This window comes from Streptomyces sp. NRRL B-24572, from assembly GCF_002156145.1.
Lineage (GTDB): Bacteria > Actinomycetota > Actinomycetes > Streptomycetales > Streptomycetaceae > Streptomyces > Streptomyces vietnamensis.
Window position 1 is genome coordinate 1 of record NZ_MWIG01000019.1, and the last position, 23,927, is coordinate 23,927.

A 23,927-nucleotide genomic window follows, 5' to 3' on the forward strand; every position below is an offset into this window, starting at 1 on the left:
GATGAAGCCGTTCGCCTCGCGCTCACCGCAGGTGCGCACGTCCACGACGACCGGCGGCAGCTCTCCCGCGAGGGCGGTGCGCAGGTGTGCGGCGGTGACCCGGCTCGCGGGGGAGACCTCGCCGGCCAGGGCCTCCAGGGCGTCCTCGGGGTTGCGCAGATGGCCGGCGACCCGGTCGAAGCCGATCCGGGCGAGACGGGTGACGACCTCCTCCCCCCGGTTCTGCGCCGCCATGAGGAGCAGTTCGGCGGCCGGGTGGAGAACGGTGCCGGCCTGCTCGGCGAAGCGGCCGTCCGCGGGCACGTTCACCGCGCCGCGCAGATGCCCGGCCGCGAACTCCTGCGGGTCGCGTGCGTCCACCACGATCGCGCCGGCGGCCCGCAGTTCGGTGAACTCGGCGAGCGCCGGCGGGCGGGGTGCCGACGCGTCGTAGCGGGCCCGGTCCTTGCGGTTGAGCTCGGCGTCGTACGCGAAGTACCCGGGCGCGGCCGGCTGGCCGGCGGTGACGAGCGCGACGAACTCCTCGCGGCCCATCGGCGCGCAGGCGTAGTTGGTCGCCCGCTGTTCGCCGATCGTCGACTGCTTCTCCGTGGACAGGTTCTTGCCGCAGGCCGATCCGGCGCCGTGGGCGGGGAAGACCCGCACCTCGTCCGGCAGCCCCATCAGCTTGTTCTGCACGCTGTCGTGCGGCATCGCGCCGAGCTCCTCGGCGGTCACGCCCACCGAGGCGAGCAGATCGGGGCGGCCGACGTCGCCGATGAACAGCGCGTCACCGGTCAGCACGCCGTACGGCACCTCGTCGTCGGCCCGCTCGTACACGAGGACGCTGATCGACTCCGGCGTGTGCCCGAAGGTCTCCAGGATCTCCAGGGCGACGTCGCCGAGGGAGATCCGCTCGCCCTCGGCGAGCTCGCGGATCGGGTACTCGGTCTCGGCGCGGCGGCCGTAACCGATCCAGGCGCCGGTCTCGTCCGCCATCTCCAGATGGCCGGCGGCGAAGTCGGCGTGGAAGTGGGTGTTGACGACGCCGACCACCGTGAAGCCGTGCGCGGCGGCGTCGGCCTTCGGCCGCACCGTCGAGTCCCCGTCCGCGCGGCCGGCGGCGCGACGCCGGCGCAGAACCGTGGCATGAGCACGTAGATTTTGCCGTCCCGTGGTTGCCGCCCCGACGTGCCGGTCGGAATCTTGGTCACCATGCCCTCGGGCAGCCGGTACTGCTGGTCACGGGGGGTGCAAGCGGCCCTCCGCCCTGAGCGGGGAATGTTCATGCACCTCGAGTTCCGCCACCTTCGTGTCCTGCTCACCGTCGCCGAGGCCGGCAGCATCCGCAAAGCCGCCGCACGGCTGCAGCTCTCCCAGCCCGCCACGAGCGCCCAGCTGAAACGGATCGAGCACGAGCTGGGCGGCCCGCTCTTCACCCGCAGCGCCGAGGGCGTGAAACCGAACGAGACCGGTCAGTACGTCCTGCGCTGCGCACGTGACCTCGTGGTCGGCTTCGACCGGCTGCGCGAGCACGCGCGATCGGCCGCCGAGGCGGACCGGGGGGCCGCCTCGCCGCTCCGGGCGGGCGGAACCGCCGGCCCCCTGGTGTCGCTGCTGGTCTCCACCCTCTTCGAGCTCGTTCCGGAACGCCGGCTCGGCATAGACGCCCGCCGATCCGTACACACCCTGGTGAAAGCGTTGAGCCAGTCGAAATGCGACATCGCGGTCTTCGGGGAGTTCCCGGGCTTCCCCCTCCCGGTCGGCGAATCGGTGGTCACGCGCACGCTGCTGCGCGAGCCGGTCTTCGTCCTGCTCGCCGAGGACCATCCCCTCGCACGCCAGGAGAGCGTCGGCCTGCGCGAACTGAGGGACGAGGAGTGGGTCATGCCGGAGGCCGACGAGAGCGGTGTGCACGCCTACCTCCATCTCACCTGCCAGTCGGCGGGATTCACTCCGCGGATCGCGCACGTGACGCCGGACCTGTCCGTGGCGCAGATCCTGGTCGCCGGCCGGCGTGCGGTCTGCGGCGTGTGGCCGAGTGCCGATGTCCCGGCCCAGGGCACCGTGCTGCGGCCGCTCGTGGACGTGCCGTTCCACCGGCGGCTGCAACTGGCCTGGAACACGGCATCGGTCCCGGCCGAGCTCGCCGACGCGGTGGGCGAGCGTCTGCTGGCCGCGTATCTGTCGCTCGTGCGGCAGCGGCCGCAGTACCTGGCCTGGTGGGAGGACGGCGGCGAGGAGTTCGCCCTCGGCGCCGCGGAGGGGTGACCGTCCAAGTCGTCGTTCCCCGTGCCGCATGACGTGCGGGTGGCCGTCCGGGCCGCGGTTCCCCGTGCCGCATGACGTGCGGGTGGCCGTCCGGGCCGCGGTTCCCCGCGCCGTACGACTCGCGGGTGGCCGTCCGGGCCGCCGTGCGCCGCACCGTATAACTCCACAGTTGTAGCCCACATGGGATCGCGTCAGGAACATGTCACCTGGTGAACACTTCGCGTCAACGTCCCAGGACGTCGTCACCCCCCACGACGAGCGAAGGAAACGCCCCGTCATGTCCCGTTCCCTCCTTGCCCTCTCCACGATGGTCGCCGCCGCCGTCATCACCACGGGCGCGGTCGCCGTACCGGCGTACTCGCAGCCCGACGCGGTGCAGCACGGAACCTCCGTCCGCGACACGGCGATATCCCGGGCCGAGGCCAACGTGACCCGGAACGCGGCCACCTTCGGCTTCGGAGCGGGCCAGAAGCTCCACGTCAAGGACGTCGTGATCGACGCCGACGGCACCCAGCACGTCCGCTTCGACCGGACCTACCGCGGCCTCCCCGTCGTCGGAGGCGACTTCGTCGTCCACCAGAAGGCCGACGGCTCGCTCAAGGGATCCACCCACGCCAAGGCCCGCAAGGTGGCGCTCGGCTCCGTCACCCCCGCCGTCGACGCCAAGGACACCGCGGCCGGCGCCCTCAAGCGCTCCAACGGACTGGTCCGCGACGCCGAGTCCACCCCTGAGCTGATCGTCTGGGCCGCCGACGGCACCCCCCGCCTGGCCTGGCGCACCACCGTGCAGGGCCTGGGCGACAAGGGCCAGCCGCACGGCGAGGTCTTCGTCACCGACGCCACCACCGGCGCCGCGATCGAGAACTACGACGCCGAGCACGAGGCGACCGGCACCGGCCACTCGGAGTACACCGGTGACATCAGCATCGACACCACCCTGCAGTCCAACGGCACCTACGCCCTGATCGACCCGCTGCGCGGCCACATCACCAAGGACGCGCACAACGTCTCGTCCTCGTCCCTGAACGCCTCCTCCGGCACGCTGTTCACCGACGCCGACAACATCTGGGGCGACGGGAAGAAGTTCTCCACCGACCGCGCCACCGCCGCCGTCGACGCGCACGCCAACACCGCGAAGACGTTCGACTACTACAAGGCCACCTTCGGCCGCAACGGCATCAAGAACGACGGCCGCGGCGCCACCGTCTTCGTCCACGTCGGCACCAACTGGGACAACGCCCAGTGGTCGGACTCCTGCTTCTGCATGATGACCGGCGACGGCAACGGCACCACCGACCCCGAGCAGGTCGACCTCGACACCATGGGCCACGAGATGACCCACGGCGTCACCTCGGCCACCGCCAACCTGCGCTACAGCGGTGAGTCCGGCGGCCTGAACGAGGCCACCAGCGACATCCTCGGCACGATGGTCGAGTGGTACGCCAACAACCCGATCGACACCCCCGACTACCTCTTCAGCGACCAGTCCACCCCGCCGTGGCTGCGCCGCTTCGACAAGCCGTCCCTGGACGGCCGCTCCGCCGACTACTGGTCGAAGTCCGTCGGCCGGCTCGACGTGCACAACTCCTCGGGCGTCGGCAACCACTGGTTCTACCTCGCCAGCGAGGGCAGCGGCGCCAAGACCATCAACGGCGTCTCCTACAACAGCCCGACGTACAACGGTTCCACCGTCACCGGCATCGGCAACCAGAAGGCCTCCGCCATCTGGTACCGGGCGCTGACCGTCTACATGACCTCCACCACCGACTACAAGGGCGCCCGCACCGCGACCCTGAACGCGGCGAAGGACCTGTACGGCGCCACCAGCCCCGAGTACGCCACCGTGGCAGCCGCCTGGAGCGCGGTCAACGTCCTCTGACGCACCGACGCACCAGTCGATCCGGGGCCGGTCCGCCCCTGATCACCCTCCCGGGCCCCGTCGCGACGACGGGGCCCGAGGAGTGTCAGGGGCACGAGAACGCGAACACGCCGTTTGCCGGACCGGCAACAGCAGTGGCGTGACCGGGACGCAGTGGGCGACGGTGGGCCCATGACCGACGACAACGCAGCGGGACCGCCCGCCTTCCCCGCCCCTTCGCCCGCCGACGGATACGTCGGAGACCCCGCGGTGCGGGCGAAGTGGGACGACCTCTACGCCGACCGGCAGCAACTCTGGAGCGGCCGGCCCAACGGCGCGCTCGTCGCCGAGGTCGCCGGGCTCACCCCCGGCCGCGTGCTCGACGTCGGCTGCGGCGAGGGCGCCGACGCCGTCTGGCTCGCGCGCGGCGGCTGGGACGTGACCGCGCTCGAGGTCTCGGGCGTGGCGCTGGAGCGGGCGACCGGGCACGCGCGGGACGCCGGCGTCGCCGTCCGCTGGGTCCACGCCACCCTCACGGAGGCGGCGCTCCCGCCGGCCTCCTTCGACCTGGTCTCCGCGCAGTACCCGGCACTGCTGCGCACGGCCGACGCCGCCGCCGAACGCGCCCTGCTCTCGGCCGTCGCGGTCGGCGGTGTGCTGCTGCTCGTCCACCACGCGGGGATGGACACCCGACAGCCGGACGAGGGCGGATTCGACCCGGCCGACTACGTCTGGCCCTCGATGGTCGCGGCACTGCTCGACGAGGACTGGAAGGTGGAGGTGGACGAGCAGCGCCCCCGCGTGGCACCCGAGGGCGGGGCCGGCGCGCACCACACCCACGACCTGGTGCTGCGCGCGCGCCGACTGCGCTGAGCCGCCGAGCCCGGTTCAGCCGTCCAGCGCCGCGTCGAGGGTCGTCGCGGCGGTGATGAGCGCGAGGTGGGTGAAGGCCTGGGGGAAGTTGCCCAGTTGTTCGCCCGTCGGGCCGATCTCCTCGGCGAACAGTCCCACGTGGTTGGCGTACGTCAGCATCTTGTCGAAGGCGTACCGGGCATGCTCCAGGCGGCCGGCCCGGGCCAGCGCGTCCACGTACAGGAAACTGCACAGCGAGAAGGTGCCCTCGGAGCCGCGCAGGCCGTCGGGGGAGGCGGCCGGGTCGTAGCGGTAGACCAGGCTGTCGGAGACCAGCTCGCCGTCCATCGCGTCCAAGGTGGACAGCCAGCGCGGATCGCGGGGCGCGATGAAGCCGGTGACCGGCATCAGGAGCAGCGAGGCGTCCAGTACGTCACTGCCGTAGTGCTGGACGAAGGCCTGCCGCTCGGCGGACCAGCCGTGCTCCATCACCTGGTGCAGCACCGCGTCCCGGGCGGCGGTCCAGCGCGGCAGGTCGGCGGGGCGGCCGAAGTCGACGGCCATCCGCACCGCACGGTCGAAGGCGACCCAGCACATCACCCGGCTGTACGTGAAGTCCTGGCGGCCGCCGCGGGTCTCCCAGATTCCCTCGTCCGGACGGTCCCAGTGCTCGCACAGCCAGTCCACCGCGGCGGCGAAGCGCTGCCAGCCGTCGTAGCCGGCCAGCTGGGTCAGGTCGGGCGCGTGCGCGAAGGCGTAGACGGCCTCGCCGTAGATGTCCATCTGGAGCTGGTCGGCGGCGCCGTTGCCGGCGCGGACCGGGGCCGAGCCGCGCCAGCCCTCCAGATGGTCGAGCACCTCCTCGGCCAGGTGCGGGTCGCCGTCCACCCGGTACATGATCTGCAACGGCTCGCCGCTGACCGTCCCACCGGCCCGGAACCGGGCGCCCAGCCAGCGGCGGAAGGCGTCCGCCTCCTCGGTGAAGCCCAGGTCGACCATGGCGCGCACCGACAGCGAGGCGTCCCGGATCCAGGTGTACCGGTAGTCCCAGTTGCGTTCCCCGCCGACCTGCTCGGGCAGGCCCATGGTGGCGGCGGCCACCGGCGCGCCGGACGGGGCGTACGTGAGCAGCTTCAGCGTGATCGCCGAACGGTTGACCTGCTGCTGCCAGCGGCCGCGGTAGCGGCAGCGGCCGATCCATTCGTGCCAGAACGCGCGGACCGCGCCGAAGGAGGCCCGCAGGCTCGCCTCGTCCGCCGGCGCGGGCGGCTCGGCACCGGGCGCGTCCAGGGTGAGCACGGCGGCGGCGCGCTGACCGGCGGTCAGCTCCACCTCGGCGCGGACGTCCGCGCCGTCGCGCAGCAACGCGACGGCGCCGAGCACCTGGAGGTGCGCGGTGACCGTGGCGCCGGTGAAGCGCGCGGTGGTGCCGTCGAGGACCAGTTCGTGCTCCTCCCGGCCGTAGTCGAACCGCGGCCGGCACTCCACCGTGAAGCGGACCGTGCCGCGGACCACCCGCAGCACCCGGACCAGGGTGTGCCGGTCGGAGGGCACGGTCGGGTCGGCGGCCGGCGGCATGAAGTCGGCCACCTCACCGACTCCGTCGGGGGTGTGGAAGCGGGTGAGCAGCACCGCGCTGTCGGCCAGGTACAGCTGGCGCACCGTCGTGCCCGGCGTCTCGACGGTGATCGAGAAGTGGCCGCCGCGCTCGTGGTCGAGCAGCCTGCCGAAGACGCTGGGCGAGTCGAAACGGGGCGAGCAGAACCAGTCCACCACGCCCTCGGCGGAGACCAGCGCGCACGTCTGCAGATCTCCGACGAGACCGTGGTCGGCGATCGGCGGGTAGCGGTGCATCGGCGGCGTCCTCGTGGCTCAGGGCGGCGGGCGGTCCTCAGCCCCCACCTTCCGCCCGGACGGCACCTGAGGCCATCGGGACTGCGCCGAACAGGGCGTCCGACGGCCGGTCGCCGAGCGCCCCACTCCGTCGGCGGGACCCGGCCCACCGCGTGGACGTCACGCCGTCGTCATGACCCCCGGGCCGCGGAAGGCCGTGACCCCGTCCCGTGGGACCGGTTCACGGAGCCCCGCGTACGACCCCTCCGCCGAGCTCCTCCGCCAGGAGCGCGGCCGTCGCGGCCACCAGCGGGTTGTCGGTCGGGGCGTCCTCCTCCGGCTGGGTGGTGAGGACGGAGAGGACGATCGGCGTGCCGTCCGGCCGCCAGGTGACGCCGACGTCGTTGGCGCCGCCGTGGCGCGGGGAGCCGGTCTTGTCGGCCAGGGCCCAGTCGGCGGGCAGGCCGCGGCGGAACTTCTCGGTACTGGTGGTGTTGCGGAGCAGCCAGTCGGTGAGCCGCGCGCGGTCGTGGGGCTCCAGCGTGTCGCCGAGCACGAGGCGGGCGTAGGAGAGGCCGATGGCGCGCGGGCTGGTGGTGTCGGTGACCCGCCAGGGCTCCGCCGAGTTGAGCTCGGGCTCCCACCGGTCGAGCCGCGTGACGCGGTCCCCGATCGAGCGGCAGAAGCGGGTGACGGCGGTGGGGCCGCCCAGCTCCTTGAGGAGCAGGTTGCCGGCGGTGTTGTCGCTGAAGCGGATGGTGGCGTCGCAGAGTTCGGCGACGGTCATGCCGCCCGCGACGTTCTCGGCGAGCCCCGCGATCAGCGAGAGGCCCGACCTTTCGACGTACGCCTGGGTGTAGTGGATGCGCCGGGCGAGGAACTCCCCGTCGCGGTCGAGGTCGCGCAGGACGGCCGCGGCGGCGAGAGTCTTGAACAGGGAGGCCATCGGGAAGCGCTCGTCCGCCCGGTAGGCCACCGTCCTGCCCGTGCGCATGTCACGGGCGAACACACCGAGGCGCGCCGTGTGCTCCCGCTCCAGGCGCCTCAGCCGCGCGACGGCGCCGCCCGTCTCCGGTAAGGCCTGCGCGGTGCCGCCGCCGAGGGCGAGCGCGGCGGTGAGTGCCGTGCCGACGCCCAGGGCGAGCGCGGTGCGGCGGGACGGGCCGGGTGCGTTGACGTACAAGGTGTCTCCTTCGGAGATGATCACTGTCGTACGTGTACACGCCCCGGCGGCCGGTCCGGTTTCAGCCCAGTTGGCGCCGCACCAGTTCGTGGAAGAGCCCGGTCGTGTCGGCGAGGAGTTCGGCGGGGGTGCCCTCCTGCACGACGCGCCCGTCCGCAAGGGCGATCACCCGGTCCGCGTCCATGATCGTGGACAGGCGGTGGGCGATCACGACACGGGTCGCGTTCAGGGCGCGCGTCGACTCGATCACCGTCCGCTGCGCCTCGTTGTCCAGGGCGCTGGTCGCCTCGTCGAAGAAGAGGACGCGGGGTCTGCGGATGAGCGCCTGGGCGATCATCAGCCGCTGGCGTTGACCGCCCGAGACGGTGCCTCCGCCGTCGGACAGCATCGTGTGCATGCCCATGGGCATGGCCTTGATGTCCTCGGCCAGACCCGCCATCGCCGCGGCGGCCCACACGTCCTCCAGGGGGTACGTCCCGGCGCCGCGGATGCAGTCGAGGACGGAACCGGAGAACGGCTGGGCGTTCTGGAGGACGACGCCGCACTGGCGGCGCACGGCCGCCTGGTCGAGCGCCGCGAGGTCCTGCCCGTCGTACCGCACGGTGCCGGAGACCGGCCGGTCGAAACCGATGAGCAGCCGCAGGAGGGTGGACTTGCCGCAGCCGCTGGCCCCGACGATCGCGACGAACTCGCCCGGCCGCACCCGGAGACCGACCCCGTCGAGGACCAGCGGGCCGTCCTCGGTGTAGCGGTAGGACAGGTCCTCGGCCTCGATCGCCCCGGTCAGCTCGCCCGGCGGGGCGCTGGAGGCACGGACCTCGGGCGTCTCCCGGAACACCGGCCTGATCTGCTCGAACATCGGCTGTACGGCGGCGGCCGAGAGGAGCGCGCCGGTCAGCTGCGTGACGGAGGACAGCATCATCGTGACGGCGGTGCTGAAGGTGAGGAACTCGCTCGCGGACAGCGTGCCGCGGGCCGGACCGGCCAGGAGCGCGAACATCACCAGCGTGCACAGCGGCAGACAGACCGCGCCGAGGACCGCGAGGACGTTCTTGATCCGCCCCACGCGCCGGTGCAGCTCACGGGTACGGGCGAACTGCCCCGCCCAGGCGGCGTACGCGAAGCTCTCGGCCGCCGCGACGCGCAGCTTCGGCAGACCGCGCAGGGTCTGGAAGGCCTGGTTGTCGAGCTTGTTGCCGAGCCGGATCAGCTGCCGCTGGTACCGCAGCTGCCAGAGACCGAGGCCCAGGAAGACCGCGGCCGTGGCGAGCAGCAGGGCGAGCGCGACGAGGGCCAGGGGCACGCTGTAGACGAGGAGCAGCACCAGGTTGACCGTGCCGACGGTGCCCGCCTGGACGACCACCGGACCGATGCCGGACAGGATCCGGCGGATCGCGCTGATGCCCATGGCGGCACTCGCCAGCTCGCCGGTCGAGCGGCCGGTGAAGAACGTCGTCGGCAGGCGGAGCAGACGGTCCCAGACGGCCGGCTGGAGCGTGGCCTCGATGCGCCCCTCCATACGGAGGATCGCGGTGTTCTGGAGCAGCATGAAGGCGGCCGACACGATGCTCGTCGCGATGATCGCGAGGCCGGCCTGGACGATGAGCCCGGTCTCGGCGGCGGGCACGTACGCGCCGAGCACTTTGCCGGTGGCGACGGGGACGAGGGAGCCGAGGACGACCGCGACGAGCCCGCCGAGGAGGAGGTCGCGGAGCTCCGCCCGGGTGCCCCGGACGCTGAACCGGAGCAGGCGCAGCAGGCCGAGCGGCCGGTCGGGCAGCGGCCGGTAGAACATGACGGCGCGCGGCGCGAACGCCGCGGCGGAGGTCCGGCCGACGCGCTCCCGCTCGCCGGTGGCGGGGTCGAAGGCCACGTACCGGCCGCGCCGCCACAGCAGGGCGACGGGGGTTCCGTCCGCCGCGCGGCGGCCCACGAGGGGGCCGCTGTCCTCGCGCCACCAGCCGTCGCCGAGCCGGACGCCCCGGGTGCGGATCCGGGAGGCCAGCGCGATGCGTTCGACGGGGTCGAGGAGGCCGGTCTCCGCGTCGACGGCCGCCGGTTCCGCGAGGGCGATGCGCGCCTCGTCGGCGACGGCCCGGCACACGGCATGGGTCGCGTCGTCGCCCGCACGCTCCGCCGAGGAGGAGCCGCCGGAGCGGCCGATGGAGGCGATCAGGGTGCGGTCCGCGCGCGTGCGGGCCGCCTTCCCCGCCTCGATCCCCGCGGCCGCGCGGTCCTCGTGGTCGCGTTCGAGCTGCTCGATCCAGTCGTCCAGGGCGTACAGCAGCCGGTACTGCTGGTCGACCATGCCCTGCCAGGCCGCGGGGTCGACGAGCAGGGTGCCGGACCCGTGGCCGTGAGCGCTCTCGTACGCGGCTCCGTACACGATGCTGCCGGGAGCGACCTGCATCCAGAGGACGTCGTCGTCGGCCGCGCCGGGGGAGTCGCCGGGGCCGCCGTCCAGGACCGCCTGGTACAGGACGCGCAGCCCGCGCCCGATGCCGAGCGAGAAGGCGTGTTCCAGGGGGCTGAGCGGAACCTCGGCCGGCCTGCCGTACGCGCCCTGGTCCTGGTACCACTGGCCCTCGTACCACTGGCCGCCGTGTCCCTGAACTCCGTGTCCCTGCTCCCCGTACCACTGAGCGGCCGGGTACGGCGGTTCGTGCAGTTCGCGCAGCTCGATCCGGCGCAGCAGGCAGCCCTGCGCGGGCCGGCCGATCAGGGTGTGCGCGGGACCGTCGACCGGGCCGAGCAGCAGCGTGCCCGCTTCGAGACGGCCCAGGAAGTGCCACGGACCGAGCCGCGCCGCGTCGACGGCGAAGAGGTCCACGGCACCGTCCACGACGAGCCACAGCACATGCGGGCCTTCGAGGACGAGGCTGCCCAGGCCGGCGCAGTCGACCGCGGTGCCCAGGGCGCCCAGGGCCGCGACGACCGGATCCGGGGCGCCGCCGCCGTGCCGTACGCCCGCGAGACCGGCGGGCGGCTGGGGGAAGGTCACGTCAGTGCTCCTTGACCAGGTCGGCGTACGCGCCCCGCGCCGCGACGAGCTGCTCGTGGCGCCCGCGCTCCACGACCGTGCCCCGGTCGAGGACGACGATCTCGTCGCTGTCGCGCACGGTGCTCAGCCGGTGGGCGATGACCACGCAGGCGCAGCCGCGCCGCCGCAGGTTGTCGATGACGAGCTGTTCGGTCGCCGCGTCGAGGGCGCTGGTCACCTCGTCGAGGATCAGGACGCTGGGGCGGCGCACCAGGGCGCGGGCGATCTCCAGGCGCTGGCGCTGCCCGCCGGAGAAGTTGCGGCCGTCCTGCTCGACGCGGCTGCGGATGCCGCCGGGGCGGCGGGCGACCACGTCGTACACGGCGGCGTCCTGGAGGGCGGCGACGACGGCCTCGTCGGAGAGGGAGGGGTCCCAGAGCGCCACGTTGTCGCGGACGGTCCCCTCGAAGAGGAACACGTCCTGGTCGACGAAGGAGACGGAGGCCGCGAGGGCACTGCGCGGGATGTCCTCCAGCCGCATCCCGTCGATGCGGATCGCGCCCTCCCACGGTGTGTAGAGGCCGGACATCAGCCGCGAGACGGTGGACTTGCCGCTGCCGGAGCCGCCGACCAGGGCGACCTGCTGCCCGGGGCCGACGGTGAGCGAGAAGTCCTTGAGCAGCGGGACGTCGAGGGGGCTGTAGCCGAAGGTGACGCCCTCGAGCTCGACGTGGCCGGTGAGGCGGCGGGTGGGGGCGTGCGGGGCGCGCCGGGTGTGGACCGGGTCGACGGGGAAGTCCTCGACGTCCCTCAGACGGGCGACGTCGGCGGCGAAGTCCTGGATGCGGCCCGCCACGCCGTTGAGCCGGGTGATCGGCGCGGTGAAGCCGGTCACGAGGGCCTGGAAGGCGACGAGCAGCCCGACGGTGAGGTGCCCCTCCACGGCCCGCAGACCGCCGATCGTGAGGATGAGCGCGCTGTTGAGCGCGGCGAGGGTCGGCGCGACGACCGCCAGCCAGGCGCTGGGCACGCCGAGCCGCTGCTGCACGTCGAGGGTGGTGGCGTGCTGCCCGGCCCAGCGGCGGAAGAAGCCGTCCTCGCCGCCGGTGGCCTTCATCGTCTCGATGAGCTGGAGTCCGCTGTACGCGGTGTTGGTCAGCCGGGCGCTCTCGGCGCGCAGCTTCTGCGTGCCGGTGGCCCGCACGTGGACGACGACGCGCAGGGCGAGGACGTTGAGCAGGGCGATCAGCACGCCGACGACGGTGAGCTGGGGATCGTACGTCCACAACAGCACCGCGTAGAGCAGGACGACGACCGCGTCGACGGCCGCCGCTGCCAGGTCGCGGGCGAGGGTCTCGGCGACGGCGTCGTTGGACTGGAGGCGTTGGACGAGGTCGGCGGGGTTCCGCTGGGCGTAGAAGGCGAGCGGGAGCCGGAGCAGATGCCGCAGGAAGCGGGCGCTGCCCAGGGTGGACGCGATGATGCGCCCGCGCAGCAGATTGGCCTGTTGGAGACCGGTGAGGACCGCGGTGAGGACGAGGGCCGTCGCCATCGCCGCGAAGACCACCCCGAGCAGGGACGTCTGGTTCCCGATGAGGAACATGTCGATGTACGTACGGCTCAGGGCCGGCACCCACGCGCCGACGGCCACCAGGAGAAGACTGGCGACGACCGCGGCGGCCATCGTGCCCGAGGTGCCGCGCAGCCGGGCGGGCAGGGCGGCGAGGACACCCGGCCGGTTTCCGCCGCGGCGGAAACCGGGGCCCGGTTCGAAGGCGAGCACGATGCCGGTGAAGCTGGTGTCGAACTGCTCCATGGGGACGAAACGGCGGCCGCTGCCGGGGTCGTTGACGTACGCGCCGGGGCGGCCGAAGCGGCGGCCCGTGCCCTCGTAGACGACGTAGTGGTTGAACTCCCAGAACAGGACGGCCGGGGCGCGGACCTCGGCGAGCGCGGCCAGGTCCATCTGCATGCCCTTGGCCTGGAGTCCGTAACCACGGGCCGCCTTGAGCAGGTTGCCGGCCCGGGACCCGTCGCGGGACACGCCGCAGGCGATGCGGAGCTCCTCCAGGGGGACGAAGCGGCCGTGGTGGCCGAGCACCATCGCGAGGGCGGCGGCGCCGCACTCGACCGCCTCCATCTGGAGCACGGTGGGCGTGCGGACGGTCCGGGGCCGCCTGCCCTTGACGACGGGCGTACGGCGCCGGGGACGGCCGTCGGGGGTACGGCGTCGGGATGCGCCGGCGGGCGGGAGTCCGCGGCTCGCGCTCCGCTCCCTGCCGCCGGACCGGGCCCGCTTCGGGGAGGCCGCCCGCGAGCCGCTCACGGCAGCAGCCAGTCGACGGGGCGCTGCGCGGTGAGGTGGACGGAGCCGGTGACGGGCGTGCCGGAGACGGGGGCGTGCGGGGGCCCGTCCGTGGAGGACCAGGCGTATCCGGAGGCGGTGGCGGCCGAGCGGTCCAGGGCCACGAGCACCGCGACCGGATCGCCCTGGCGGGAGAACTGCGCGGCGAGCCCGCCGTCGCCGAGGAAGGAACGGAGCTGCGCCTGCGTCTGGGGGGTGCGGCCCACGGCGGTGACCCGGCCGTGGAGCACGCCGAACCGGTCGCGCGGGGCGGACTGGACGCCGAGGTCGACCGGGGCGCCCGCGCGGATCGTGGCGGCGGTGTCGCCCGGCAGGTACAGGACGGCCACCAAGGGGGCGGCCGGGTCGGTCACGCGCTCGACGGTCGCCACGTCGGCACCGGTGGTGACGACCGAACCCAGCCTGGCGTACAGGGTGGTGACGCGGCCGCCGGCGACGGCACGGACGGGCCGGTCGCCCCGCTCCGTGCGAACGGTCAGCAGGGGCGCGCCGGAGGCGACGGACCGGCCCTCCTCGACGAGGACCTCGGTGACCTGGCCGGCGACGGGGCTCTGGAGGAGATACGTTCCCTCGCCGTGGGTGAGGAGCCCGGGAGCGGTCAGCTTGGACGTCACCGAACCGGTGAGGGCCCAGAAGCCCGCGGCGGCCATGACGACGACGGTGACGGCGAGCACGAGGCGGCCCTGCGGGCGCGCGAAACGCACGGGCACGTCGAGTTCTTCGGGCGATTGCAGCTTGGAAAGCGCATTGCGGCGGAACTGCACGGACTATTCCTTCGACTGCATTCTGCAACTTTTCCCGCGGTCGAATACCCGCGGTCGATCTCAGGGGCGACCGTGGATCCCGGAACCGACTCGGTTCCGGGATCCACGGTCGTCATTCGACTACCCGCCTATCGGCCTGCTCGGCCGTTCGGCCGTTTGACCTTTTGGCTTTTCGGCTCAGAGGCCGGCGATGCCGGCGTTCACCGAGACGCCGGAGATGCCGGAGACCAGGCCGGGAACGCCGGCGACGAGGCCCTCGACGCCCTGGACCGTCTGGAGGGAGCCGACGGTGCCGAGGATGTTGGTGACGTCGCCGGTCACAGCGCCGGCGAGGCCGCCGGAGATGGTGACGAGACCACCGGAAACGGCGTCGAGGTCGGCGTCGGAGATCTCAGCGGTCTCAAGGTCGTGACGCATGATGCGCACCCTTCGTTCATGGGGGGAATCCGTCTTCTGCGGCCGCAGCGGGATTGATCAAATCACGTGAACGGCTGACCGGAGAAATTCGGTTGACGCGTGGACGGGGGCGTTTCTGCACGTCGGGAAGCGGCCGTGCCTTCAATTTCACCGAATGCCGACACCTTCTCCTCGGATCCGAGTAACAGATTCGACCACCCCGCCATGAGCGGGGGACCTAAAGGGACAGAAGGGGTTCGTCCGGGCGGCCCCGCCCCGCTCGGTGTCGGGGAAAGGTGAAGGGGGCGCCCCTCCACACGCACACGTTGTGCAGGTTTCCGGCAGGTGCGCGGCGGGCGCGGGGCCGACCGAACCCTCAGGCCTCGGGGGCCATGTCGTACGTGATCCACATGGTGCGCGTGGCCACCTGGTCGTACTTGGAACGGGCGCGGTGGTTGTCGTCGGCGGTGATCCAGCGGACGACGCTCCAGCCGCGCTCGGCCCCGATACCGCGCAGAGCACCGAGCAGCAGGTCCACCACGCCGGAGCCGCGGCTTGCCGGGTCCACGAAGAGGTCGTCGAGCCAGCCGCCGACGGTGGCGGACAGCGGGCGCGCGAAGGGCCGGAAGTGCGCGAGCCCGACGAGCCGCCCATCGGCGCCTTCGGCCACGAGACCCTCCACCTCGTGGCCGGGGTCGTGGATCCAGGACCAGACGAGGCGCGCGGCCTCCTCGGTCTGCTCGACCCGGTAGAAGTCGGCGTACCCCCGGTAGAGGGCACGCCACTGGTCGAAGTCGCCCTCCCGGACCGGACGGACCACGACGGCGGCGGTGTCGGACATGGCTTCACACTCCTCACGCACCGCTCCCTGCGGTGCGGACCCAGTGGATCACGCCGCGATACCGCCTCTGTACTGCGGTTCTCTCCCCGAGCGAGGAAGGGAGCGCGCGAGATTTCGCGTACGAGGGCCCGTCGGTCCGGGCACTGTGTGAAACTCGCGGCATGGACATGGGGCGAGAGTCGCGGTGGGAGAAGGACGCGATGACGGTGGAGATCATGTTCGCCCTGGTGACGGCAGCCGTCCTGGCCGCGATCGTGTTCGGACTGCTCCTGGTGCCGGCACTGATCGTCGGTGTCTCCGAACCCGGCGGGAGAGCCCTGCTCGTGGTGGGGGCCGTGCTGGCCTCCCTCGCCGCGGTGTGGCGCGTGGTGAGGGTGCTGGTCCGGTTCGACGCGCTTCGGCGCCAAGGGCGTTGACCCGGCGGCCACGGGGCGTCGCCGAAAACGCGAGGAAGTTCACGGCCCCCGAGTGCATCCCTTGAGCCCTCTCGGGCGTCTTCCATGCGCCGGGTCCGTGTCCGGTGCCGTCGCAGGGCTCGGCAGAACCTGAGCCGGCTTCCCGCGCGACGCGTGTCGGGCGCATGCGGACCTGGAAGACATCGGTTCCTACCAAGGGCAGAAGACTTTGCTGACTCCGACACTCGGCCTGCGCAGCGCCGTGACCGTCTCGCTCACGGCCTCGGCCGTACTGGCCGGCGGCCTCTTCGCCGGCCAGGCGCACGCCGCGACGCCCGCCCCGTCGATCACCGCCCCGGGCGGCTTCGTCATGAACAACGGGACGGGTACGACGCTGTTCGGGAAGGCCGCGGACACCCGCCGGTCGACCGGCTCCACCACGAAGATCATGACCGCGAAGGTGGTGCTGTCCCAGCCGAACCTCAACCTCGACGCCAAGGTCACGATCCAGAAGGCCTACAGCGACTACATCGTCGCCAACAACGCCTCCTCGGCCCGGCTCATCGTCGGCGACAAGGTGACGGTCCGACAGCTCCTCTACGGCCTCATGCTGCCGTCGGGCTGTGACGCCGCCTACGCGCTGGCCGACAAGTTCGGCTCCGGCACCACGCGGGCGGCCCGGGTCAAGTCGTTCATCGGGAAGATGAACGACGAGGCGAGGAGGCTCGGCCTGCGGAACACCCACTTCGACTCGTTCGACGGCATAGGCAGTGGGCAGAACTACTCGACTCCGCGTGATCTGACGAAGATCGCGAGCAGTGCGATGAAGAACTCCACCTTCCGCACCGTCGTCAAGACGAAGTCCACGAGCCAGAAGGTGACCACGAAGAGCGGTGGTTACCGCTACATGTCGTGGACCAACACGAACAAGCTGCTGAGCACGTACAGCGGTGCGATCGGCGTGAAGACCGGTTCGGGTCCGCAGGCCAAGTACTGCCTCGTCTTCGCGGCCACCCGCGGCACCAAGACGGTCATCGGCACGGTGCTCGCCGCGCCGTCCGAGGCGAACAGGGCGGCCGACGTCAAGAAGCTGCTGGACTACGGCTTCACCAGGTAACAGGCAGAAACCGGCGCACGACGGCGTCGGTCGGCCCCCGCTGCCTTCCCGTCCGACGGGAGGCAGCGGGGGCCTCTCCGGGGCGCTGAGCACCGATGTCCGCACCGCCGTCCCGACCCGACGGTCGAACCCCCGGCCGGGACGGCGCCGGCGTGCGAGTACGCGCCGAGGTTCCAGCCGAAGTGTCCACCGGGCCCGTTGACGGCGCTGTCGGCCTTGGTGATCAGCGCCCAGTACCGGTCGCCGTAGGACCGGTACCACCACTCGGTGGGGTAGTTGATGAAACCGGCGCCGCCCACGGCTCGGGTCAGGAGGCCGCGATCGCGGCGTGCTCGGTCCGGTAGTCCTGAGGCGTCCGGCGGACAGCAATTCTCGTCTCCGGTGCGGTGGCCGTTCACGGCACCACCCATGTCCAGCTCGACGCCATCGGCATCAATGAGCGTCAGGTCGAGGGCCGCGCCGGCACAGTGTGGCGCCACCTTGACCGGGGAGACGAAGGCGCTGGCCCGGCGCCGCAGGTCGGCAGGGTCGGTGATGCCGGAGCGGCGCAGGCGGCGCCTCGAAAAACAGTGCTGATCCGAGCCTTCAGCCCGAACCGGCGACCAGTGCCTCGCCGAGCGGGGTGCGCCGGTAGAGCACCGACCGTCCGGACCGGGCGCGGACGAGCAGCCCCGCGCCTCGCAGGATGGCGAGGTGGTCTCCTACCGCGCCGGGTGCCATGGCGAGGCTTCGGGCGAGGTGGCTGGTACTGGCCGGGGCGTCCAGCGCGAACAGCAGCCGGGCTCGGGCCCGGCCGACCAGAGCGGTCAGCGCGTCCGGTCGGGGGACGGTTTCCTGTTCGCCCCACAGGGCGGCGGTGCCGCGGGCGGGATAGACCAAGGTCTTGGGCCAGGGGTCTTCGTGGTGGGCGGCGATATGCCCGACGACGACCGAAGGGATCAGCAGGAGCCCGTCGCCGGCGAGGCGGACCGTTCCGCCTCGGAAGAAGCCGATCTCGATGCCGCCGGCGTGCCAGGAGATGCCCGGGTGCAGGCTCTCGATGGTCGCGGCCCATCCGTGCTCGCCGATCACCCCCACCCGGTGTACGACATCGCGCTCACAGATCGCGCGCAGTTGCGGCCAGTCCGTGGCGAGCAGCTCGTGCCAGGCCCGGTCCATCGCCTCGGCGATCCTGGAGACGGCGTCCGGCGAGTCCAGCACCGCGCGTACGCGGGGATCACGGGCGGACGGGCCGACCGCGGTGGCGGCGAACTCGCGGCGCGCCGCTTCCAGCGGTGTGGCCCGGATCGTGGCCAGGTCGTCCGCCCAGGTCTGGTTGAGGCCGCGCGGGGGCGGGGCGACGAAGTCCGGTCCGCCTTGCGGGGTCTGCAGCGCGAGGACGGCGTTCAGTTCGGTCTCGCGGCGAAGCCGTTCGAAGGCCGGCAGGAGCCGGGCGGCCCAGGCTCGCGGCAGCGGCCGGCCCTGGCCGGCGAGCGAGCGCAGCAGCAAGCAGAGGTCCAGCGCGGGCGACAGCGCGAAGCGGCTGCGCAGCAGGTCCTCGACGGAGACTTCGAAGCGGAGCACCTCGCGATGCTACCGCGGGACGTCTGCTCCGATTCGTCCAGCGACGAATCATTGGTGGGTGACGCGGTCGCATGGCGAGACTGGGTGTCATGACCCCGACCGCCACACCCGCGCAGGGCAACCGCCGTGCCACCTACCGGGAGGTGCTGGCCGAGCCGCGATTCCGGCTGCTCTTCTCGACCCGCACCGTCGCGATCACCGCGGACGTGCTGCGGATCACCACGTTCTCGGTTCTGGTCTTCGCGGCCGCCGGCTCCGCACTGCTGAGCGCACCGGCCTTCGGCACCGGCTTTCTCCCGCAGTTGTTCGGCTCGCTGGCCGCAGGCATCGGAACAGGCGGCGCAATCGCCCTGGCAGGCGGCGCGGCGGCGCTTACCGCCGACTGGATTCTCACCTGGCACCCGCCCGCCTCCCCGGTTCCCGTCCCGAACCACCCAACGGGATCTTGAGACCACGAACGGCCCATGGAAGGCTCATGCCGCATGATCGATGAATTCGCGAAGGACAACCTGCACGGCAGACTGCGGCGGGACCGCGAGGCGCTGCTCTGGAAACTCGACGGCTTGTCCGAGTACGACGCCCGCCGGCCTCTGACAGCGACCGGGACCAACCTCCTCGGCCTGGTCAAACACGTGGCCACCGTCGAGGCCAGGTACTTCGGCGAGGTCTTCGGCCGCCCTTCCCCGGAACCGCTGTGCCGGTGGCAGGACTCCGACGGCAGCGACCAGTGGGCGGCCGAGGGCGAGACCCGCGATCAGATCATCGGGTTCTATCGGCGCACATGGGAACACGCGGACGCGACGATCGACGAGCTTCCCCTCGACGCCCCCGGCCACGTGCCGTGGTGGCCGGATCCCTGTCCCAACACGAACCTGTTCGCCGTCATGGTCCATGTTCTCGGCGAGACCAACCGGCATGCCGGGCACGCCGACATCCTGCGCGAGGGCCTCGACGGCCGGACCGGGATGCGCCCCGAACACGAGAAGCAGATCGACGAGCAAGCCCGTGCGGCCTACCGCGCGAAGATCGAGCAGGCCGCCAGGTCGGCCGCACCGATCAAGGCTTAGAAGATGTCTCACGTGACGTGACGTGACGTGATGCTCGTGCGGCACGATGCCGGCCGCGGACCCTGTACACGACAGCCTCGCCCTCAAGCCCCTCGTCCGCGGCATGCCCGCCGTCCGGTCCCGCCGGGGACCACGGCGACGCCGACCCATCGAACTCCACACGGACAAGGCGTACTTCTCCGCCGAAGACTCGCCCTGGCCGCCGCCCTGACCTGGGAATCCACCGTCCTTGCCGCCATCCTCATCCGGACCTGGCGGTAGGCCCAGACGTCAGCGATCGACCACCCAGCGCGCGTCCGCCGGCCAGGATCCCGTACCGACGATGTGCTCGACGATCCTGAACGCCTCACCGATGGGCACGGTGTCTTCGTCCGGGTACTCGTCGTGCTGCCCGCCGGAGAGGACGAACCCGCCGCTCGATCCCTCGACTTCCGGGGTCACGGCATGATCGCCGGGATCTCTCTCGTCTTCGAGCAGCATCACCATCGCCCGCTCGGTATTCGTCACGAAGGCCAGCGATCGTCCGGACGAGCTGGCCAGCCACGTCTCGAACTGCCCGCTGCCGATCCTCGACCGAAGGGCCTCCATCACCGTCCCGGACGACACGGGGACAGAGCTGCCGTCATTGATCACCCAGGACTCGATCACGAGCACGACGATCTCACGGCCGGATCCAATGGTAGTGCCGCCGGAGGTAGACGATCTTGTTGACGACGTCGGCCTCGGTGGCGTGCGGGCAGTGGTGGGGCTTGCTGGAGCGGTCCCGCAGGCCCTCGAGGCCCTCGTCCTGATACCGGCGCAGCCATTTGTAGAAGCAGGTGCGGCTGATGCCTTAGTAGCGGCAGGTCAGCGCGACGTTCCCGGTGACTTCCTCGGCGTGGCGCAGGACCGCCAGACGATGCTGGGCCTGACGGTCCCGCTGCTGTTCCAGCGAAGGGGGCATGGCAGATCTCCGTCTGTTCGGAGACCCATGTGTAACCAACGTCCGGCAGTTTTATACCTAGTGACCGCAGCGGCCGGCGCCGGCGTGTACAGCAGTCGGCAGTCGGTCGAGTCCGGCCCCGAGTCAGGCCCCTTGCGAGGCGGCCTGCTTCGCGGCGGCGACGAAGGTACGGATCAGGTCATGGTCCTTGACACCCGGCGTGGACTCGACGCCGCTGGAGACGTCGACCCCCCAGGGACGCGCCCGGTCGATCGCCTCGCCGACGTTGTCCGGAGTGAGCCCGCCGGCGAGCAGCCACGGGCCCTCGGGCCGGGCCGTCTCGAGCAGCGACAGGTCCCACGGCTCGCCCGAACCCGCGCGGGGCGAGTCGAGGAGAAGGACCTCCTCGCCGTAGGCGCCGACACGCGTGTCGGGCCGTTCGTTCAAGGACGTGGCCCGCCACAACCGCGGAAAGACCCCGGCCGCGGCCGCGAAGTCCTCCTCGCGATACGCCTTGCCGTGCAACTGCAGGGCGCCGAAACCGAGTTCACCGGCGATACGGGCGGCGTCGGCGGCAGGCGTGTCGTTGACCACCAGAACGGACAGGACACCCGGCGGCACGTGGGCGGCGAGCCGCACGGCCCGATCGTGGTCGAGCCCGCGCACGCTGGTCCCGCTGATCACCAGACCGACGGCGTCCGCTCCGGCCGCAACCGCCACATCGATGTCGGCGGTCGTCCCGAGCCCGCACACCTTCACGAACACGTGTCTCTCCTCTGTATGCCTCTGGCGCGGTACCCCGAGCCTACCCATTCCAGCCCCCTCCGCCGACGCGGCCCACCCCAGGGGAGGGAGCGGCGGATCACACCGGGAAACCGATGAGCCGAGGCCGGGCTTCCTCGCGCCCGAAGGTCAGCACCTTCGCAAGCACCTCGCGCATCTCGTCGACGTCGACCTCCGCCGCCACCTCATGGGCCGTGAACCCGTATGCCATTGTTCTCGTGGTCTCCCGGGGGCGAGTGGGCGCGGCGTCGAGTCACTCACGAAGCCGGGCGTTCGCCGGGGGCCGCACGTCATCGCCCTCCGCGCCCAGACCCGCGAGCAGGCGGAGACCGTCCTCCGCGGGGCTGCCCGGGGCCGCGGACAGTACCAGCAGCTCCATGCCCGGTTCGTCGGGCAGTGCGAAGTTCTCCTGGTGGAGTTCAAGGAGTCCGACCAGCGGATGCCGGTACGCCTTGCGTCCATGCGTGCGGGCGTGCACGTCCGCGCGGGCCCAGAGGCGGCGGAAGCGTTCGCTGCCCATCGCGAGCTCGCCGACGAGCGAGGCCAGACGGGGGTCCTCGGGGTATTTGCCGGCGGCCAGGCGCAGGTGCCCGACCACGTCGAGGGTGCATTTGTCCCAGTCCGTGTAGAGGCCGCGCTCGGCCTCCTCGAGGAAGATGTGCCGGGCGGTGTTCAGGCCCGGCATCGGCCGCCCGTAGAGGAGGTGGGCGAGGCGGTTCCCGGCGAGCACGTCCAGACGGTGGTTCATGATCAGCGCGGGTGCGTCGGCGACCAGGTCGAGGACGCGCAGCACCTCCGGCCGGAGGCGCCCGCCCGGCGCCTTCGCGGGGCGGCGGCGCTGCCGGGCGAGCCGGTACAAGTGCCCGCGTTCGGTCTCGTCGAGACCGAGGACGCGGGCGAGCGCGTCGAGGACCTGCTCGGAGGGCTGGGTCGCGCGCCCCTGCTCCAGGCGTACGTAGTAGTCGACGCTGACCCCGGACAGGTGCGCGACCTCTTCGCGGCGGAGCCCCGCGACCCGGCGGCGGCTGTCGGTGGGAATGCCGACGGCCGCCGGGTCGATGCGGGAACGCCGGGTCCGAAGGAAGCCCGCAAGATCGTCCATGTCCCCAGTATGGCCTCGGTGGCTCCTCCTGAGGGTGGCCCTGTCGATACCAGGAAGCCCGGTCCGACGGAAACGGCGTCCCTGAACAGCGGCCCTCCGGGCAGCCAGGATCGAAGGCATCCGATCCGAAGGAATCACCGATGAAGACGCTGATCGTTCACGCCCACCCGGAGCCGAAGTCGCTCAACAGCTCGCTGAAGGACCTCGCGGTGTCCACACTGGAGGCCGCCGGGCACGACGTACGGGTGAGCGATCTGTACGCGATGAACTGGAAGGCGGTCGTGGACGCCGCGGACTACGGCCCCGCCGCGTCGAGTCCACTGAAGGTCGCCCTGGACTCGGGCCGGGCCTTCGACGCCGGGACGCTCACCCCGGACGTACGCGCCGAGCAGGAGAAGCTGCTGTGGGCCGACACGATCATCTTCCAGTTCCCGCTGTGGTGGTACACGATGCCCGCGATCCTCAAGGGCTGGGTGGACCGGGTGTTCACCTACCACTTCGCGTACGGCGTCGGCGAGCACAACGACACCAAGTACGGCGAACGCTTCGGCGAAGGCACCCTCGCCGGCCGGAAGGCCCTGCTGTCGGTGACCGCCGGCGGTCCGCAGTCCCACTACACCGCCCGCGGGATCAACGGCCCCATCGACGACCTGCTGTTCCCGATCCACCACGGCATCCTCTACTACCCCGGCATCGAGGTCCTGCCGCCGTTCGTCCTCTACGGCACCGACCGGATGACCGACGCCGACTACGCGGGCGTCGCCAAGGCCTGGGAAGAGCGCCTGCTCACCCTGGAGTCGACCGAACCGATCGCGTTCCGACGCCAGAACTCCGGCGACTACGAGATCCCCTCGCTGCAGCTGAAGGAGGGACTGGAGCCCGCGGGCCGCACGGGATTCGGGCTGCACGTACGCGGCTGAGCGCCGACGAGCGGACACGCCGGACACGCCGCGAGCCGGAAGGCGATCCGAGGGGCGGACGGAGGAGCGGGCAGAGGAGCGGAGAGGGGAGCGGACAGCGGACAGAGGATCCGGGGAGCGAAATCCCTCCTCGTCGCCCGTCACATTCCCGTCCGCTGCTCCGTCAGTGCAGTGAAGACGCCGGCGAGCACGCCGGCGGCACCGATCGACTGGAAGACGGAGAGTCCTCGCCATGACGAACACCGCTGCTGTTTCCCTCTCCCGCATGCCGAACCCGGGCGAGTTCGTACCCGAGCTGGCCGACGTCAGCGCCGCGTTGTTCCGCGCCACCGGCAACCGGTCCGTCCCCCGCACCACGATCAACCTGGTGCACCTGCGGGCGGGGCAGATCGTCCACAACACGTACCTGACCGTCCTGAACACCGGCTTCCTGCGCAAGGCGGGGGAGACGGAGGAGCGGATCACCGCGGTCGCGTCCTGGCAGGACGCCCCGTACTTCACCCCCGCGGAGCGGGCCGCTCTCGCTCTGGTCGAGGCGACCCTCCAGCCCGCCCCGCACGGCCGTGAGCGTGTCACCGACGAGGTGTACGCCGAGGCTGCCCGGCACTACGACGCCAAGGCGCTGGCCACCCTGACCATCGCGATCGGTCAGATCAACTTCTTCATCGCCCTGGCCGTGATCGGCAAGCCCCAGCCGGTCGAGTCCCTCGCCGACCAGCAGTGGGACTGACCACCG

At 71.8% G+C, this 23,927-nt stretch carries 23 protein-coding genes and 1 pseudogene; 9 read left to right on the forward strand and 15 right to left on the reverse strand.

The genetic code is table 11. From position 1 onward, the window contains the following. The coding region (locus CCN56_RS01030) for a rhodanese-like domain-containing protein (protein ID WP_256961646.1) at window positions 1-1,074 on the reverse strand (1,074 nt) is incomplete at its 3' end. 192 nt (window positions 1,075-1,266) lie between these two features. Here CCN56_RS01030 and CCN56_RS01035 point away from each other — a divergent pair. The 3 genes from CCN56_RS01035 (at window position 1,267) to CCN56_RS01045 (ending at window position 4,981) form a co-directional block, all read left to right on the forward strand. Beyond that, a complete protein-coding gene (locus tag CCN56_RS01035; protein ID WP_179199623.1) occupies window positions 1,267-2,250 on the forward strand; it encodes a LysR family transcriptional regulator in 984 nt (327 codons plus the stop codon). A 277-nt stretch (window positions 2,251-2,527) separates the two neighbouring features. Next, window positions 2,528-4,129: a M4 family metallopeptidase gene (locus tag CCN56_RS01040; RefSeq protein ID WP_086822255.1), complete on the forward strand. Its 1,602-nt coding sequence runs from the start codon at window positions 2,528-2,530 to the stop codon at window positions 4,127-4,129. Window positions 4,130-4,300: 171 nt separating this feature from the next. Further along, the gene (locus CCN56_RS01045; protein WP_086822257.1) at window positions 4,301-4,981 is read left to right on the forward strand and encodes a bifunctional 2-polyprenyl-6-hydroxyphenol methylase/3-demethylubiquinol 3-O-methyltransferase UbiG; all 681 of its coding nucleotides are present in this window, start codon (window positions 4,301-4,303) and stop codon (window positions 4,979-4,981) included. A 15-nt stretch (window positions 4,982-4,996) separates the two neighbouring features. Here the strand turns inward: CCN56_RS01045 and CCN56_RS01050 are convergent, their stop codons facing one another. From CCN56_RS01050 to CCN56_RS01080, 7 genes are all read right to left on the reverse strand, one after another. Then, window positions 4,997-6,814, reverse strand: a complete 1,818-nt coding sequence (locus CCN56_RS01050) for a glycoside hydrolase family 15 protein (protein WP_086822259.1) — start codon at window positions 6,812-6,814, stop codon at window positions 4,997-4,999. Window positions 6,815-7,034: 220 nt separating this feature from the next. After that, the gene (gene bla / locus CCN56_RS01055) at window positions 7,035-7,976 is read right to left on the reverse strand and encodes a class A beta-lactamase (RefSeq protein WP_256961647.1); all 942 of its coding nucleotides are present in this window, start codon (window positions 7,974-7,976) and stop codon (window positions 7,035-7,037) included. A 61-nt stretch (window positions 7,977-8,037) separates the two neighbouring features. Beyond that, entirely contained in the window at window positions 8,038-10,977 is a 2,940-nt protein-coding gene (locus CCN56_RS01060; protein WP_086822265.1) for an NHLP bacteriocin export ABC transporter permease/ATPase subunit, read from the reverse strand. A gap of 1 nt (window position 10,978) precedes the next feature. Next, the gene (locus CCN56_RS01065) at window positions 10,979-13,105 is read right to left on the reverse strand and encodes an NHLP family bacteriocin export ABC transporter peptidase/permease/ATPase subunit (RefSeq protein WP_306300576.1); all 2,127 of its coding nucleotides are present in this window, start codon (window positions 13,103-13,105) and stop codon (window positions 10,979-10,981) included. A gap of 173 nt (window positions 13,106-13,278) precedes the next feature. Beyond that, complete coding sequence (locus tag CCN56_RS01070; RefSeq protein ID WP_086822271.1) at window positions 13,279-14,085, reverse strand: HlyD family efflux transporter periplasmic adaptor subunit; 807 nt, start codon at window positions 14,083-14,085, stop codon at window positions 13,279-13,281. A 177-nt stretch (window positions 14,086-14,262) separates the two neighbouring features. Continuing rightward, a complete protein-coding gene (locus tag CCN56_RS01075; protein ID WP_086822306.1) occupies window positions 14,263-14,502 on the reverse strand; it encodes a hypothetical protein in 240 nt (79 codons plus the stop codon). Between the two features lie 355 nt (window positions 14,503-14,857). Continuing rightward, window positions 14,858-15,322, reverse strand: coding sequence for a GNAT family N-acetyltransferase (locus CCN56_RS01080; RefSeq protein ID WP_086822274.1), 465 nt, complete (start codon window positions 15,320-15,322; stop codon window positions 14,858-14,860). A 161-nt stretch (window positions 15,323-15,483) separates the two neighbouring features. On the opposite strand from CCN56_RS01080, the gene CCN56_RS01085 reads away from it, so the two are divergent. Next, entirely contained in the window at window positions 15,484-15,738 is a 255-nt protein-coding gene (locus tag CCN56_RS01085; protein WP_086822277.1) for a DUF6332 family protein, read from the forward strand. Window positions 15,739-15,967: 229 nt separating this feature from the next. Continuing rightward, on the forward strand, window positions 15,968-16,834 hold the full coding sequence (locus tag CCN56_RS01090) for a D-alanyl-D-alanine carboxypeptidase family protein (RefSeq protein ID WP_086822309.1): 867 nt from the start codon (window positions 15,968-15,970) through the stop codon (window positions 16,832-16,834). Here the strand turns inward: CCN56_RS01090 and CCN56_RS45690 are convergent. Both CCN56_RS45690 and CCN56_RS01100 read right to left on the reverse strand, forming a co-directional pair. Next, a complete protein-coding gene (locus CCN56_RS45690) occupies window positions 16,816-17,313 on the reverse strand; it encodes a M15 family metallopeptidase (RefSeq protein WP_086822280.1) in 498 nt (165 codons plus the stop codon). The two genes, CCN56_RS01090 and CCN56_RS45690, sit on opposite strands and share 19 nt — an antisense overlap. A 106-nt stretch (window positions 17,314-17,419) precedes the next feature. Beyond that, on the reverse strand, window positions 17,420-18,397 hold the full coding sequence (locus CCN56_RS01100; RefSeq protein ID WP_086822283.1) for a helix-turn-helix transcriptional regulator: 978 nt from the start codon (window positions 18,395-18,397) through the stop codon (window positions 17,420-17,422). A gap of 89 nt (window positions 18,398-18,486) precedes the next feature. Between CCN56_RS01100 and CCN56_RS01105 the strand changes: the two are divergent. Next, window positions 18,487-18,723: pseudogene (locus CCN56_RS01105) on the forward strand (MFS transporter); the annotation flags it as partial. Between the two features lie 156 nt (window positions 18,724-18,879). Next, the gene (locus tag CCN56_RS01110; protein WP_086822286.1) at window positions 18,880-19,464 is read left to right on the forward strand and encodes a DinB family protein; all 585 of its coding nucleotides are present in this window, start codon (window positions 18,880-18,882) and stop codon (window positions 19,462-19,464) included. Between the two features lie 270 nt (window positions 19,465-19,734). Here the strand turns inward: CCN56_RS01110 and CCN56_RS01120 are convergent, their stop codons facing one another. The 5 genes from CCN56_RS01120 to CCN56_RS01135 all read right to left on the reverse strand — a co-directional run bounded on the left by CCN56_RS01120 (window position 19,735) and on the right by CCN56_RS01135 (window position 22,271). Beyond that, window positions 19,735-20,112 carry a hypothetical protein gene (locus CCN56_RS01120; RefSeq protein WP_086822312.1) on the reverse strand — a complete coding sequence of 126 codons (378 nt, stop codon included), beginning with the start codon at window positions 20,110-20,112 and terminating at the stop codon, window positions 19,735-19,737. A gap of 13 nt (window positions 20,113-20,125) precedes the next feature. Continuing rightward, window positions 20,126-20,293, reverse strand: a complete 168-nt coding sequence (locus tag CCN56_RS45695) for a leucine zipper domain-containing protein (protein ID WP_086822315.1) — start codon at window positions 20,291-20,293, stop codon at window positions 20,126-20,128. Window positions 20,294-20,530: 237 nt separating this feature from the next. Beyond that, entirely contained in the window at window positions 20,531-21,151 is a 621-nt protein-coding gene (locus CCN56_RS01130) for a phosphoribosylanthranilate isomerase (RefSeq protein WP_086822289.1), read from the reverse strand. A gap of 97 nt (window positions 21,152-21,248) precedes the next feature. Next, window positions 21,249-21,380, reverse strand: coding sequence for a hypothetical protein (locus tag CCN56_RS44115; protein ID WP_256961649.1), 132 nt, complete (start codon window positions 21,378-21,380; stop codon window positions 21,249-21,251). A gap of 42 nt (window positions 21,381-21,422) precedes the next feature. Then, entirely contained in the window at window positions 21,423-22,271 is an 849-nt protein-coding gene (locus CCN56_RS01135; RefSeq protein ID WP_086822292.1) for a helix-turn-helix transcriptional regulator, read from the reverse strand. Window positions 22,272-22,411: 140 nt separating this feature from the next. Between CCN56_RS01135 and CCN56_RS01140 the strand changes: the two genes are divergently transcribed. After that, window positions 22,412-23,191, forward strand: coding sequence for an NAD(P)H-dependent oxidoreductase (locus tag CCN56_RS01140; RefSeq protein ID WP_086822295.1), 780 nt, complete (start codon window positions 22,412-22,414; stop codon window positions 23,189-23,191). 232 nt (window positions 23,192-23,423) lie between these two features. Then, window positions 23,424-23,921: a carboxymuconolactone decarboxylase family protein gene (locus CCN56_RS41555; RefSeq protein WP_107484073.1), complete on the forward strand. Its 498-nt coding sequence runs from the start codon at window positions 23,424-23,426 to the stop codon at window positions 23,919-23,921. Window positions 23,922-23,927 lie beyond the last annotated feature (6 nt).